General features: G+C 68.0%; 13 protein-coding genes. 9 read left to right on the plus strand and 4 right to left on the minus strand.

The window, feature by feature from the left end; translation table 11 throughout:
• Positions 1–15 precede the first annotated feature (15 nt).
• Positions 16–441: an acyl-CoA thioesterase gene (locus tag ACFOLG_RS08610; protein WP_386090779.1), complete on the minus strand. Its 426-nt coding sequence runs from the start codon at positions 439–441 to the stop codon at positions 16–18.
• A 160-nt stretch (positions 442–601) separates the two neighbouring features.
• Here ACFOLG_RS08610 and ACFOLG_RS08615 point away from each other — a divergent pair, with 160 nt between their 5' ends.
• The 3 genes from ACFOLG_RS08615 to ACFOLG_RS08625 all read left to right on the plus strand — a co-directional run bounded on the left by ACFOLG_RS08615 (position 602) and on the right by ACFOLG_RS08625 (position 3,270).
• A complete protein-coding gene (locus ACFOLG_RS08615; RefSeq protein ID WP_386090780.1) occupies positions 602–1,165 on the plus strand; it encodes a thymidine kinase in 564 nt (187 codons plus the stop codon).
• Positions 1,162–1,551, plus strand: a complete 390-nt coding sequence (locus tag ACFOLG_RS08620; protein ID WP_386090782.1) for a hypothetical protein — start codon at positions 1,162–1,164, stop codon at positions 1,549–1,551. Before ACFOLG_RS08615 ends, ACFOLG_RS08620 begins: the two co-directional genes overlap by 4 nt.
• Before the next feature lie 108 nt (positions 1,552–1,659).
• Positions 1,660–3,270 (plus strand): methyl-accepting chemotaxis protein, encoded by a 1,611-nt coding sequence (locus ACFOLG_RS08625; protein WP_386090784.1) that lies wholly within the window; start codon positions 1,660–1,662, stop codon positions 3,268–3,270.
• A 55-nt stretch (positions 3,271–3,325) separates the two neighbouring features.
• On the opposite strand, the gene ACFOLG_RS08630 is transcribed toward ACFOLG_RS08625, so the two are convergent.
• Entirely contained in the window at positions 3,326–3,676 is a 351-nt protein-coding gene (locus tag ACFOLG_RS08630; RefSeq protein ID WP_386090786.1) for a hypothetical protein, read from the minus strand.
• 190 nt (positions 3,677–3,866) lie between these two features.
• Between ACFOLG_RS08630 and ACFOLG_RS08635 the strand changes: the two genes are divergently transcribed.
• The 4 genes from ACFOLG_RS08635 (at position 3,867) to ACFOLG_RS08650 (ending at position 8,637) form a co-directional block, all read left to right on the plus strand.
• Positions 3,867–5,003, plus strand: a complete 1,137-nt coding sequence (locus tag ACFOLG_RS08635) for an imelysin family protein (protein WP_386090788.1) — start codon at positions 3,867–3,869, stop codon at positions 5,001–5,003.
• A gap of 83 nt (positions 5,004–5,086) precedes the next feature.
• Positions 5,087–6,499, plus strand: coding sequence for a di-heme oxidoreductase family protein (locus ACFOLG_RS08640; protein WP_386090790.1), 1,413 nt, complete (start codon positions 5,087–5,089; stop codon positions 6,497–6,499).
• A gap of 58 nt (positions 6,500–6,557) precedes the next feature.
• On the plus strand, positions 6,558–7,577 hold the full coding sequence (locus ACFOLG_RS08645) for an imelysin family protein (protein WP_386090793.1): 1,020 nt from the start codon (positions 6,558–6,560) through the stop codon (positions 7,575–7,577).
• Entirely contained in the window at positions 7,567–8,637 is a 1,071-nt protein-coding gene (locus ACFOLG_RS08650) for a DUF1513 domain-containing protein (RefSeq protein ID WP_386090795.1), read from the plus strand. Before ACFOLG_RS08645 ends, ACFOLG_RS08650 begins: the two co-directional genes overlap by 11 nt.
• A gap of 77 nt (positions 8,638–8,714) precedes the next feature.
• On the opposite strand, the gene ACFOLG_RS08655 is transcribed toward ACFOLG_RS08650, so the two are convergent.
• Complete coding sequence (locus ACFOLG_RS08655) at positions 8,715–9,065, minus strand: YkgJ family cysteine cluster protein (protein ID WP_386090797.1); 351 nt, start codon at positions 9,063–9,065, stop codon at positions 8,715–8,717.
• A gap of 72 nt (positions 9,066–9,137) precedes the next feature.
• On the opposite strand from ACFOLG_RS08655, the gene ACFOLG_RS08660 reads away from it, so the two are divergent.
• Positions 9,138–10,313 (plus strand): alkaline phosphatase family protein, encoded by a 1,176-nt coding sequence (locus tag ACFOLG_RS08660; RefSeq protein WP_386090799.1) that lies wholly within the window; start codon positions 9,138–9,140, stop codon positions 10,311–10,313.
• On the opposite strand, the gene ACFOLG_RS08665 is transcribed toward ACFOLG_RS08660, so the two are convergent.
• Positions 10,314–11,306 (minus strand): hypothetical protein, encoded by a 993-nt coding sequence (locus ACFOLG_RS08665; RefSeq protein WP_386090801.1) that lies wholly within the window; start codon positions 11,304–11,306, stop codon positions 10,314–10,316. It lies immediately after the preceding gene.
• Positions 11,307–11,448: 142 nt separating this feature from the next.
• Between ACFOLG_RS08665 and ACFOLG_RS08670 the strand changes: the two genes are divergently transcribed.
• Entirely contained in the window at positions 11,449–12,705 is a 1,257-nt protein-coding gene (locus tag ACFOLG_RS08670) for a methyl-accepting chemotaxis protein (RefSeq protein ID WP_386090803.1), read from the plus strand.
• The last annotated feature ends 73 nt before the right edge of the window (positions 12,706–12,778 follow it).

Here is a 12,778-nt window from a genome sequence, read left to right on the forward strand (position 1 = left end):
GGAAGGTTGGCCGCATCAAGCCTCCGCCCCGGCGGCGCGCAGCAGCGCGCGAATCGGCTCCGGAATCGATACCGTCTTGCCGGCCTGGTAGTCCACCCATACCAGCGTGGCCTCGCCCACCGCGTATACGGTGGCAGGGTCGCCCTGCAGGTAGAAGTGATGCCGCAGCTTGAGGCTGCTGCGGCCAACCTTTTCCACTTCGATGCTGATCGCCACCGTGGCCGGGTAGGTCAGCTCGCGCTTGTAGCTGCAGCTGGTCTGCCCCAGCACCGGGCCGATGCCGGCCGGGTCGATGGGGAAGCCGGCGTTTTCCAGCCACTCCACGCGAATCTGCTCCATGTAGCGGAAGTAATAGGTGTTGTTCAGATGCCCAACCGCATCCATGTCGCCCCAGCGCATGGTGATGTAGCGGGTATCCATCAGCGGCAATTGCTTTTCCATGTATCAGCCCTTGTTGTTGCAGCCTGCCCATGAAGCAGGCTGTTTATATGTGCAGCGCAGCAATGATAACCGCACAGTGACGTTAACGTAAGGAACGCGCTGTTCACCCCGCGCCGGCCGGCGGGTACAATGGCCGCCCTTTTCGCTCCACACCGCCGCCATGGCCAAACTCTTCTACCGCTACGCCGCGATGAACAGCGGCAAGAGCACGATGCTGCTGCAGATCGCCCATAACTACGAAGCCATGGGCAAGCAGGTGCGGCTGTTCACCGCCGCCATCGACGACCGCTACGGCCGCGGCAAGATCACCTCGCGGCTGGACATCCAGCGCGACGCCGACACCTTCGATGCCGAGCATGATTTCCTGGCCGGCGATTACGGCGACCTGGCCTGCATCCTGCTGGACGAGGCGCAGTTCCTCACCCCGCAGCAGGTGCGCCAGCTGCATCGTCTGGCGCACAGCCGCAAGCTGCCGGTGATCTGCTTCGGCCTGCGCAGCGATTTCCGCGGCGAGCCGTTTCCGGGCGCAGCCTGGCTGTTGGCGCTGGCCGAGGACATCGAAGAGATCAAGACCATCTGCACCTGCGGCCGCAAGGCCACCATGCACATCCGCACCGATGCTGCCGGCCGGCGCCTGCATCACGGCCCGCAGGTGGAAATCGGCGACGAAAGCCGCTACCACGCGGTGTGTGCCGAATGTTTCTACGCTGGAGAATCCGCATGAACGACAAGAGCCGCAAGCCGGGCAACCATAAGCAAGCGGAGCAGCAGCGCTTCGCCCAGGCCGAGAGCGCCTGCCAACTGGCGCTGACGCTGTTTGCCGGCCTGGCCGAAGACACCGCCTGGCAAGACTGCGAGCTGGCCGGCAAGTACGCGCAGATGGCGGCGGTGTACGGCCGTCGCATCCGCAACGGCAAGGTGCTGTGCGCCGCCGACTTCAACGCCGCGGTCGAGGTATGCACCAGCGTGCGCCGCGCGCTGCGCGCATTCGATGCCGAACTGCAGTTCGCCGATCACCCGCAGGCCGCGGCGCTGCAACAGCTGGCCCGCGACAGCTACCTAGTACTGGCCGCCCATCACCAGCTGACCGGCGGCAAACGCCAGAGCTAGACCCTTGGCCTTAGCCGTACGGGACGCATAAGCAAAGCGTAAAAACTCGCTTGTCACAATCTTTTGTCATACTGTAAATGATGTTTCATTACATGACGAAAGACTGACATGAAAATCTCGCAACGCTTGGCCCTGATGATCGCCGTTGCCGTGCTGGGCACCCTGCTGCTGGCCGGCAACTCCTTCCTGCAGATGCAGCGGCTCAACAGCGAGCTTGCCAGCCTGGGGCACGACGTGCTGCCCACCACACAGGTCCTCGGCGTTGCCGGCAAGAGCCTGGTGGAAACCCGCAACTCGCTGCTGGCGCACGTGATGGCCAGCGATCCGGCGAAGAAGGCCGAGATCGAAGCCGATTACCAGGCCAATCTGGCCAAGCTGCAACAGAACCTGACCCAGTACGAGGCGCTGGCCTCCGGCGAGCAGGAAAAGAGCTATCTCGCCCGCCTGAAAAGCGGGCTGGAACTGCTGCAAGGCAAATATCAGGCAGTGCTGGCGGCATCGCGCGACGGCCAGACCGAGCAGGCGATGCAGCTGGCACGCGACGCGCGCGACCACTTCAAGGCCACCCAACAGGTAGTGGACGAGCACATCCGCTTCAACCAGCAGCAGGCCGATGCCGCGCTGCAGCAGGCGGAACAGGTCAGCAGCAGCGCCAGCCTGATTTCCGGCATCATCACTGCGGCCAACATCGTCCTGCTGGCACTGCTGGGGCTGTGGAGCTACCGCCGCATCGTCGGCAGCGTCAAGCGCGGTCAGCACAGCATCCAGCAGCTGACCGAATCGCTGGATTTCACCACCCGCTGCCAGGCCGATGGCCGCGATGAGATCGCCGACATGCTGGGCGCCTTCAACCGGCTGATCGAAAAACTGCACGGCAGCCTGCGCACCATGGTGGCCGCCTCGCGCGATGTCACCCAGTCGGCCACCGAGCTGGCCGGCTCGGCGCGGCAAGTGGCGGCCGGCTCCAACACCCAAAGCGAGTCGGCCTCCACCATGGCCGCCGCGCTGGAGCAGATCACCGTCAGCATCAACCATGTCGCCGACCGCAGCCACGAGGCCAACGATCTGGCCAAGGACACCGGCAGCCGGGCGCAAAACGGCGAAGTGGTGATCCGCGATACCAGCCAGTCCATCGAAAGCATCGCCGGCGCGGTGGAACATGCCGCCAGCGAAATGGCGCAGCTGACGGCCCGTACGCGGGAAATTGCCGTGGTGGTGAACGTGATCCGCGACGTGGCCGACCAGACCAACCTGCTGGCGCTGAACGCCGCCATCGAGGCCGCCCGCGCCGGCGAAACCGGCCGCGGCTTTGCCGTGGTAGCCGACGAGGTGCGCAAGCTGGCCGAGCGCACCTCGCACTCCACCCAGGAAATCGCCGATATCATCGCCGCCATCCAGCACGTGTCCAGCAGCGCCAGCGAGCGCATGCAGGGCGTGGTGAACAATGTCGCCACCGGGGTGGAAGACGCCGACAAGGCGCGCGGCGCGATCCGCTCCATCGTCGAGGTGGCCGACCAGAACCGCCACCTGGCCGGCGAGATCAGCCACGCCATTCGCGAACAGGGCACCGCCGCCAACAGCATCGCGCTGCAGGTGGAAAGCGTGGCGCAGATGGCGGAGGAAAACTCGGCCGCCGCGGCGCTGGTGACCGAGCTGGCCAGCCGCCTGCACCAGCTGTCGGAAGCCATGCAGCAAGAAGTCGCCAGCTACCGCGTCTGAAGCCGCCGGCCGGCGGAGCAACAAAAAAGGTTGGCCGCGGCCAACCTTTTTACTTTCACGCCTTGTGCCGCCGCGACTTGCGCTTGGCTGCCGCCGGCTCCAGCTCGAATTCGAACAGCGAGGCGGTACGGCCGGTCTGCGACTGGCAGGCGATCAGCATGGCGCGGTTGATCGCCTCTTTCTTGCTCACCCCCCACCACTCGATCATCTTGTCCAGCGCCTTCTGCGCATCGCGCGACAGCTCCACCGTTACCGACAGCTCCTGCAGCCGGTTGCGCCGCAACTCGCGGCTGCGCCGCTTGCGCTCGGCCGGTGTCATCGCGCGCTCCCCCAGCGGCTTGCGACCGGGTTTGGCGCGGATGCCGCCAATCAGGTCGATGGTGAAATGATCGCAGGGGTCTCGCATGGGTTGGGTGACGCGTCACGCAGAAAAAAGGGGCGCAAGCATAGCACGAAGCGCCGCGATAACCCAGCCTGCAGCGCGCTTGTAGCCTGCAAAAACCCGCAGCGCATAAAGCGGCCGCCGCTTGACCGTGTAAATGCCAATAATTATCATCCCTGTCATCTTTCAGCCAACCACCCCGAGATACCCCAACATGCGCAAAACCCTGCTCGTCCTGGCGCTGGGCACTGCCCTGCTGTCGCCGCTGGCTACTGCCGCCGAAATCAACCGCGCCGCGGTGGCGGAAACCTATGGCCAGATCGTCTTCGCCAGCTACGAAGACACCTACCAGGCCGCCCGCACCCTGCAGAACGCGGTGAATGCCTTTGTCGCCGCGCCCAGCGAGCAGGGCCTGCAGCAGGCACGCCAGGCATGGCTGGCCGCGCGTGAGCCGTACGGCCAGACCGAGGCGTTCCGCTTCTACGGCGGCCCGGTGGACGACGACAAGGGCCCGGAAGGCCAGCTCAATGCCTGGCCGCTGGACGAAGCCTATATCGATGGTGTGAAGGGCAAGCCGGGTGCCGGCATCATCAATAACCGCAAGCTGGCGATCACCAAGGACAAGCTGTCGGCGCTGAACGAGCGCGGCGGCGAAGAGAACATCGCCACCGGCTACCACGCCATCGAGTTCCTGCTGTGGGGCCAGGATTTTGACGCCGCCGGCGCCGGCAAGCGCGCGGTCAGCGATTTTGTCGACGGCAAGGCCGCGAATGCCGACCGCCGCCGCGCCTACCTGAAAACCGTGGCCGAGCTACTGGTGGACGACCTGGCCACGCTGGTGGAAGCCTGGAAACCGAATGCGGCCAACTATCGCGCCCGCTTCGTGAAAGACAACGACGCCGTGCGCAAGATGATGGTGGGCATGGGCGTGCTGTCGCGCGCCGAACTGGCCGGCGAGCGCATGGAAGTGGCGCTGGACAGCCGCAACCAGGAAGACGAGCACTCCTGCTTCTCCGACAACACCCACCGCGACGTATTCACCAACGCCAAGGGCATCCAGAACGTGTGGCTGGGCGAGTACAAGCGCACCGACGGCAGCGTGGTGAAAGGCAGCAGCCTGCGTGAACTGGTGGCCACCAGCAATGCCAAGGCCGCCGAGCGCGTGACCGGCGACATGGAAGCCACCATGCAGGCGGCAGCCGGCATCCAGGCACCGTTCGATCAGGAGATCGTGCGCAAGGACGGCCGCCAGCGGGTACAGGCTACCGTGGCCGCGCTGAAGAAACAGGCCGGCAGCCTGGTGGAAGCCGCCAAGGCCATCGGCATCAAGAAACTGAACGTCAACGGCTGATGCCGCTCCGGCTCCGCCGGGCTTGTTTACCCCCGCAAACCCGCCGGCACACCCCGGCGGGTTTGGCACTTGCTGGAACACAGATGAAAGCACCGTATTTGCAGGCGCTGAGCGCGCTAGGCGGCACCGCCGCGCTGCTGGGCACGCTGGGCTTCACCGCGGCGCCGGAGCTGGCGCCGTATCGGGAAGGCGACGAAAAACTGGGTGGCGACACCACGGTGTACGAGGTTGGCCGCAACGCCTTCTCGCTGCCGGCGGCCAATATGGCCAGCGACCGCCAGACGCAATTCTTCGTCGGCAATTCCTTCTTCAAGAAAGCCTGGGTGGAGGCGCCGTCGTCCACCGCCGCGCGCGACGGCCTGGGGCCGCACTTCATCGCCCGCTCCTGTGGCGCCTGCCACACGCTGGACGGCCGCGGCAGCACCCCGGCGTTCGACAACGGTCTGCAGAGCGAGCAGCCGATGGCGCTGCTGTTCCGGCTGTCGATTCCCGGCGCCAAGGGCACGCTGCCGGAGCCGAACTACGGCGGCCAGTTCAACAACGACGCCATTCCCGGCGTCAAGCCGGAGGGCAAGGTCAGCATCAGTTACACCGAGCTGCCGGGCCGCTTTACCGATGGCGAAGCCTACAGCCTGCGCCAGCCGCAGTACCGCTTCGATGAGCTGGGCTACGGCCCGCTGCACCCGCAGCTGCAGGTGTCGCCGCGCATTGCACCGCAGATGATAGGCCTCGGCCTGCTGGAGGCGATCCGCGAGCAGGACATCCTGGCCAATGCCCGCCAGCAGGCCGCCGCCGGCCAGGGCATCAGCGGCCGCGCCAACTACGTGCATGACGCCTACGCCGGCAAGACGCTGCTCGGCCGCTACGGCTGGAAGGCCAACGTCGCCACCATCGCGCACCAGGCCGCCGGCGCCTTCAACGGCGACATGGGCATCACCTCGCCGCGCTTCCCGCGCGAGGAATGCATGCCGGCGCAGCGCGACTGCCGCCGCGCGCCGCATGGCGGCCAGCCGGAGATCGCCGCCGGCAAGATGAACGCGGTGATCTTCTACAGCCAGACGCTGGCGGTGCCGGCGCAGCGCAATACCGACAGCGCCGAGGTGCGCCGCGGCAAGCTGCTGTTCGGCCAGCTGCAATGCAGCAGCTGCCACGTGGCCGGCTACACCACCGGCGTCCTGCGCGGCCTGCCGGAAGTCTCCGGCCAGAAGATCAGCCCGTACACCGACCTGCTGCTGCACGATATGGGCGAGGCGCTGGCCGACCACCGCCCGGACGGTCTGGCCGACGGCCGCGAGTGGAAGACGCCGCCGCTGTGGGGCATTGGCCTGTTCAAGGATGTGAATGGCCACAGCGAGTACCTGCACGATGGCCGCGCGCGCAACCTGACCGAAGCCATCCTGTGGCACGGCGGCGAGGCGGCGGCCGCCCGCCAGCGCTATGCCGCGCTGGACGGCACCGACCGCGCGGCCGTGCTCGCCTTTCTGAATTCGCTCTAACCGTAGTCCGCGGCGGCCGTCCAGCCGGCGACCGCCGCGACCCAATCAGGACACCACCATGCCCAAGACCCTGCCTGCCACCTGCGGCCTGCTGGCCGCGCTGCTGCCCGCACTGGCTGCGGCCAACCCTGCGGCCGAGCAGCAGTTTCTGCAACAACTGGCGCAGCGCGAGCTGCTGCCGCGCTATCAGCAGCTGAACGACAGCAGCCGCCAGCTGGCCGCCAGCATCGACACCCTGTGCCGCGCGCCGGGCAAGGCCGCGCAGGCCAATAGCCGCCAGGCCTGGCTGGCTGCCTACAGCCGCTGGCAGGCGCTGGCCCCGCTGAACTGGGGCCCTACCGCCGAGCGCCGCAGCCAGCGCGTGATCGCCTTCCGTCCGACGCGGCCGGCGCTGATCGAGGCCGCCATTGAGCAGCAGCTGGGCGCCAGCGCCGAGGCTTACGAACAGGCCGGCTCCGCCGCCAAGGGCTACAGCGCCATCGAGTACGCGCTGTACGAGCGCGCCGGCCAGCTGGCGCAGCCGGCCCGCTGCCAGTGGCTGCAGCGCAATGCCGCCGAAATCGCCGGCCACACCCCGCCGCTGCTGGCCGACTGGCAGCGCTTCGCCGCCGACCTCGGCCGCAGCGGCGAAGCCGGCGCGCCGTACAGCAACAGCAAGCAGCCGCTGGAAGAAGTGGTCAACCTCACCCTGGCCGGGCTGAACGAGCTGCACAAGGAGCTGGCGCGCATCGGCAGCGTCAAGCCGGAACAGGTGATCGGCCAGCGCAGCGCCAGCGGCAAGCAGCTGGTGCGCGCCCAGTTCGGCCTGCTGCACGCGGTGCTGCTGGGTGGCGACGGCCAGGGCGGGCTGACGCTGCTGCTGGCCGACAAGCCGGCACTGGCCAGCGAGCTGCGGCAACGCGTCGCAGCGGTGGAAAGCGGCCTGCAGCAGCTGCCGGACAATCTGCTGCAGGTGGGCAACGGCCCGCGTGCAGCCGCCAGCACCGACGCGCTGGAAGCACTGATGGACACGCTGGAAGGCCCGCTGACGCAGGCGCTGGACATCACCCTCAGCTTCAATGAATCCGATGGCGATTGATACGGGCCGCCGCCGCCTGCTGCAGGCCGGCGCGCTGGCGCTGGCGGCGTGGCCGCTGTATGCCCGCGCCGGCGAAGAGCGCTTTAGCGTGCTGGCCGCCTACGACGTTGGCCGCAACCAGCACCGCGCCGGCGCGGCCGGCGGCGACGCGGCGCTGACCCTGCCGGCGCGCGGCCACCACCTGGCGCTGCTGCCGGGGCAGGAGGCCATCGTGTTCGCGCGCCGCCCCGGCTACCAGATCGCCCGCTTCAACTGGCACAGCGGCGCCACCGTGGCGTGGTACGACTACCCGGACCAGCGCCACGGCTTTGGCCACGGCATCGTGCATGGCGGCCGGTTGCTGACCACCGACAGCGACATCGACAGCGGCAACGGCCTGCTCACCGTGCGCGACCTGGCCACGCTGCAACCGCTGGCCGAACTGCCCTCCGGCGGCATCGGCCCGCACGAGCTGGTGGGCATGGACGACGGCCGCGTGCTGGTGGCCAACGGCGGCATCCTCACCCTGCCGGAAAGCGGCCGCATCAAGCTGAACCGGCACAGCATGCAGCCCAGCCTGGACGTGATCGACCTCGCGCAAGGTCGCAGCGTGGCGCAGTACACGCTGCCGGATTCGCGCTATTCCATCCGTCATCTGGCGCGGCTGGCGGCCGACCGCTACGCGGTGGCACTGCAGTACGAGGGCGACGACGACAGCGTGCCGGTGGCGGCACTGTGGCAGCCGGACCGCGGCCTGCGCATGCTGCCGCAGCCGGACGAACTGCTGCGCCGCTGCGATGGCTACGCTTCCAGCGTGGCGGCCAGCGCCAACCGCATTGTCGCCACCGCCACCCGCGGCGACGCGGTGCTGTGCTGGGACGGCGCCGGCAACTATCTGGCGGCGGTGCCGCTGGCCAAGCCGTCCGGCGTGGCGGCGACGCGCGACGGCCGCCATTTCATCGTCAGCAACGAGCTGGGCGACATCGTGTGGCTGGACAGCGCCACGCTGCAGCTCGACGCCAGCCGCAGCCGGCGCTACCCGGTGAAGTGGGACAACCACCTGAGCCTGGCCTACGGCTAGGCGGAGATAAAGGTTGGCCGCAACGACAAGGGCGCCCCGCGGGGCGCCCTTGTTCCATGCGAACGGCCAGTGGCCGGCTACCAGCTGTCCACCGGCAGCGGCGGCAGACCGTGGCGGCTGCGGGCGCGATTGCAGGCTTCCTCGTAGATGCCCACCGCCGCCAGCTGGCCGAACTCGCGGCACGGCGACGGCCGCACCGGGTAGATGCTGCACGACACCTGCTTGCCCACCTCGCCTACCAGCGCCACGCAGCGCGATACCGCTTCGTCAGTGCCGCACATGCGCATGGTGTTGGCCACCTCGTGCACCGCCATCGCCGGCGGCACGCCCGGCTCCTCGCCGTGCGCCAGCTCGGACTTGTGGAACGACACGCGGAAGGCGGCGCAGCAGGCGCCGCACTCGGTACAGCTGACTCGAAGTGCTTGCATGGCGGTGGAATGGGCAGCGGGCCGCCCGGCATGGTAAAACCGTGACTATACCCGCCACTTGCCGACATCACCATGCACACCCCCGCCCAACTGCCCGCCGATCTTGTGGCACCCGACTACCAGCACAGCCTTGCCAACCTGGCGGCGCGCCTGCACGGCACGCCGGGGGTGGCGCCGCTGCAGCACCCGCTGCTGGACGACCTGGAACAGGCGGAAACCCTCATCCTGCTGCTGATCGACGGCATGGGCGAGGCACAGTTGGCCGCACTGGCGCCGGACGGCTGGCTGGCGCGCCAGCCGCGCTGCAGTCTGCGCTCGGTGTTTCCCAGCACCACCACCGCGGCGATCACCACGCTGCTGACCGGCGCCGCGCCGTCGCAGCACGGCCTGCTGGCGTGGCATATCTGGGCGCCGGAGGCCGGCTGCATCGCCACCCCGCTGCCGCTGCGCGAGCACTGGCGCGAACATGGCGAGCCGCTGCCGGACGACACCCTGGCCACCACGCTGTACCGGCAGCCGTCGGCGCTGCTCGCCGGCGCGCGCCGCCCCTACGTGCTGCAGCCGGAATACATCGCCGATTCGCGGTACAGCCGCCACCACGGCGGCGAGGCGGCGGCACTGCCATGGCGCGGCTACGATGCGCTGTTCGGCCAGCTGGCGGCACTGGCGCAGCAGCCGGGGCGCAAGTTCGTGTATGCCTATATCCCGGATCTGGATTCGCTGATGCACCACAAGGGCACCCGCCACGTGCGGGCGCAGTTGCTGCTGCAGCGGCTGGACGCCCACTGCGCGGCGCTGGCGCCGCAGCTGCCCGCCAGCTGCCGGCTGCTGATCACCGCCGACCACGGCCAGCTGGACATCCCGCCGGAAAAGCTGCTGTTTCTCAACGATTACCCGGAGTTGGCCGCCATGCTGGCACGGCCGCTGTCCGGCGAGCCGCGGGTGGCGTTCTGCCAGGTGCGGCCGGAGTGCCGCGACAGCTTCCCCGCCGCGGTGGCCGCCACGCTGGGGCATGCGCTGTGGGTGCTGCGCGCGGAAGACGTGCTGGCCGCCGAGTGGTTCGGCCCGCCGCCGCATCACCCGCAGCTGGCGGCACGGCTGGGCGATTACGTGTTGCTGCTGAAGGACGACTGGGGCCTGCTGCAGATGGTGGACGACAAGGAACGGCCGCGGCTGATCGGCAACCATGGCGGCATGAGCCGCGCCGAGATGGCGATCCCGCTGATCGTCCACGCCGGCACCGCGTAGCTACAGCACGCTGCCGCTGTCCTGCTGCGGCCAACGTTGCTGCCATTCGCGCCAGGCGTCGCGGCTGAGCGTGGCCGGAAACACCACGCGGCGGCGCTGCTGCACATAGCCCAGCAGCACTTCGGCGTAGTCCAGCTGCTGGCCACCCTGCTCCGGCGGCGTCAGCACCCCCATGCGGTTCACCCACACCGTGTCCTGCCGCGCCTTGATGTATTCCTCCGGCCCTTCCACGATCTGCTGCAGCAGCTGCAGCTTGCCGGCCAGCGAGCCAAGCTTGCTGCCGTCGGTCAGCTCGCGCTGCACCTGCGCCAGCCGCTCGGCCGCCTGTTCGCGCGTCAGCACCCCGCTCAGGTTCAGCGCCTCGGCGTTCAGCACGCCGGCGCCGGTTTTCAGCTGCAACTGCAGCGCCTGCCGTTCGATCTCCAGCAGCCGGCGGCGCGCCTCCAGCTCCTGCATGCCCTGCCCCAGGCTGGCGCACCACACCGCGTAGGCATGCTCGCGCCCCTTGCGCACCGCCTCGTCGCGGGTGTTACCGGCGGCGATGAAGCGGTGGCGGTCGAAACTCAATATCGTCTGCGGCACATCCTTGCGGATCGAGCCGTCCGGCATCAGCATGCTGCCGAGGCGATGGGTCTCGCTCGGCTGCATCGACAGCATCAGCTGCACGGTATCCGCCGACGACGGGCGGGCAAAATAATCGTGCAGCGACTCGCTGCCGGCCAGGATGTCGCTTAGCGACTGCGGCGAGGAAAACAGCAGCCCGACGCGGCGATCCAGGCTGTAGCCGGGCAGGCTCAGGTCCAGCGATTCGGGCAGCGCCTCGCCCAGCTCGTGCATGTATTGCAGCGTGCGTTTCACCCCGCGGCGCAACTTGCGCCGTCCATCCGGCAGCAGCCGCAGCCGTGGCTCCACCTGCTCCACCAGCATTTCCACCGCGGCTTCCACATCCTGTCTGGATACCGGATGCCCGCTACCCAACAGCCAATCCCACATGATTTTGCCTTTTTGCTGGCCTTAAAAAGACCGGTATCGATATATTACCCTAAGCGGTCTTGCCACCCCGGAAGATGCCCGGATAATACACGCCCGCCGTGTAGGGTCATGCCGTACAACAAGAAAATCAGGGAACCTCCAGATGAAGTCCTTCTCCTTTTATTTTATCGCCCCCGCCCTGCCAGTGCTGCTGTTGCCCTTCGCCGGCCTGTGGCTGCCGGCCGGCGGCGGCCTGCAGCTGGGCCTGGCCCTGCTCAGCTGCCTGTTGATCCTGGCGCTGCTGGGCTGGCGGGCGCAGCGCCATTTCCTGCGCCCGCTGACGCACATCAACCAGCATCTGCAGGCACTGGCGGTCGAGCCGATCAACCTGGCGCGGCCGATGCAGGAGCAGCACGCCGGCGTCTGGCAGGACTGCGGCAAGCATTTCAACGGTGTGTTCCAGCGCATCGACGGCGCCTTCGGCGAGGTGATCGCCTCCGCCGCGCGGCTGATGCCGATGGCGCAGGAGCTGACCGACACCTATAGCGCCATCCTGCAGAAAAACATGCTGCAGTCCTCGCATGGCGAGGTGCTGATCCACGGCATCGGCAGCATGATCGCGCAGGCAGAGCAGCTGCGCGGCCAGCTGCAGGCCATTACCGCGGCGGCCAGTACCGCCGAGCAGGACATGGCCATCAGCCGCGAGGCCACGCTGACCGTGATCGACGGCGTCACCGAAGTCGCGCGCATGCTGGAGCAGTCGGAGCGCGACGTGCAGGCGCTGTCGGCGGCCTCCGACCGCATCGGCAACATCCTCGACACGATCCGTGACATTGCCGACCAGACCAATCTGCTGGCGCTGAACGCCGCCATCGAGGCGGCGCGCGCCGGCGAGGCCGGCCGTGGCTTCGCCGTGGTGGCGGACGAAGTGCGCAAGCTGGCACACCGTACCCAGGAGGCCACCACCCAGGTGCGCGACATCATGGGCGAGGTGCAGCATGGCACGCGCACGGTGGTGAACACCATGGCCGCCTCGCAGCAGCGTGCCGACGATACCGCCACCCATGCCGGCAGCTCGCGCAGCAAGCTCGATCAGGTCACCAGCGCCATCACCGACATCACCGTCGCCGCCAGCGGCATCGGCGCGGCCGTGGCCGCCCAGGCCGAGGCGGTGAACGCCTCCAAGAGCTCCTGCGACATCCTGGTGCAGCTGAACCAGGATGCGCTGAGTGCCAGCCGCATCCACGCGGTATCGCCGGAAGACCTGCGCAAGCTCGGCGAGCAGCTGAAAGCCGCACTCGCCCATTTCGAACTGAGTCACTTCCAGTGGAACGACCAGCGCCGCAACCGCGCCCGCACCAGCGAGCTGACGCTGGGCAGCGAAGGTGTGGCTAGCAGTGGCGATATCGAGCTGTTCTAGACGCCCCGATGCCAAGCCGGCAGCAGAAAAATGCGGCCAACCTTTCGCCAAGGTTGGCCGCATTGCTTTGCCT

Origin of the sequence: Vogesella facilis (assembly GCF_042648525.1) — a bacterium.
GTDB lineage: Bacteria > Pseudomonadota > Gammaproteobacteria > Burkholderiales > Chromobacteriaceae > Vogesella > Vogesella facilis.

Bases quoted from the DNA above. Each gene is read 5' to 3' on its own strand.
- ACFOLG_RS08610 (WP_386090779.1), bottom strand. From the start codon at position 441: ATGGAAAAGCAATTGCCGCTGATGGATACCCGCTACATCACCATGCGC.
- ACFOLG_RS08615 (WP_386090780.1), top strand. From the start codon at position 602: ATGGCCAAACTCTTCTACCGCTACGCCGCGATGAACAGCGGCAAGAGC.
- ACFOLG_RS08620 (WP_386090782.1), top strand. From the start codon at position 1,162: ATGAACGACAAGAGCCGCAAGCCGGGCAACCATAAGCAAGCGGAGCAG.
- ACFOLG_RS08625 (WP_386090784.1), top strand. From the start codon at position 1,660: ATGAAAATCTCGCAACGCTTGGCCCTGATGATCGCCGTTGCCGTGCTG.
- ACFOLG_RS08630 (WP_386090786.1), bottom strand. From the start codon at position 3,676: ATGCGAGACCCCTGCGATCATTTCACCATCGACCTGATTGGCGGCATC.
- ACFOLG_RS08635 (WP_386090788.1), top strand. From the start codon at position 3,867: ATGCGCAAAACCCTGCTCGTCCTGGCGCTGGGCACTGCCCTGCTGTCG.
- ACFOLG_RS08640 (WP_386090790.1), top strand. From the start codon at position 5,087: ATGAAAGCACCGTATTTGCAGGCGCTGAGCGCGCTAGGCGGCACCGCC.
- ACFOLG_RS08645 (WP_386090793.1), top strand. From the start codon at position 6,558: ATGCCCAAGACCCTGCCTGCCACCTGCGGCCTGCTGGCCGCGCTGCTG.
- ACFOLG_RS08650 (WP_386090795.1), top strand. From the start codon at position 7,567: ATGGCGATTGATACGGGCCGCCGCCGCCTGCTGCAGGCCGGCGCGCTG.
- ACFOLG_RS08655 (WP_386090797.1), bottom strand. From the start codon at position 9,065: ATGCAAGCACTTCGAGTCAGCTGTACCGAGTGCGGCGCCTGCTGCGCC.
- ACFOLG_RS08660 (WP_386090799.1), top strand. From the start codon at position 9,138: ATGCACACCCCCGCCCAACTGCCCGCCGATCTTGTGGCACCCGACTAC.
- ACFOLG_RS08665 (WP_386090801.1), bottom strand. From the start codon at position 11,306: ATGTGGGATTGGCTGTTGGGTAGCGGGCATCCGGTATCCAGACAGGAT.
- ACFOLG_RS08670 (WP_386090803.1), top strand. From the start codon at position 11,449: ATGAAGTCCTTCTCCTTTTATTTTATCGCCCCCGCCCTGCCAGTGCTG.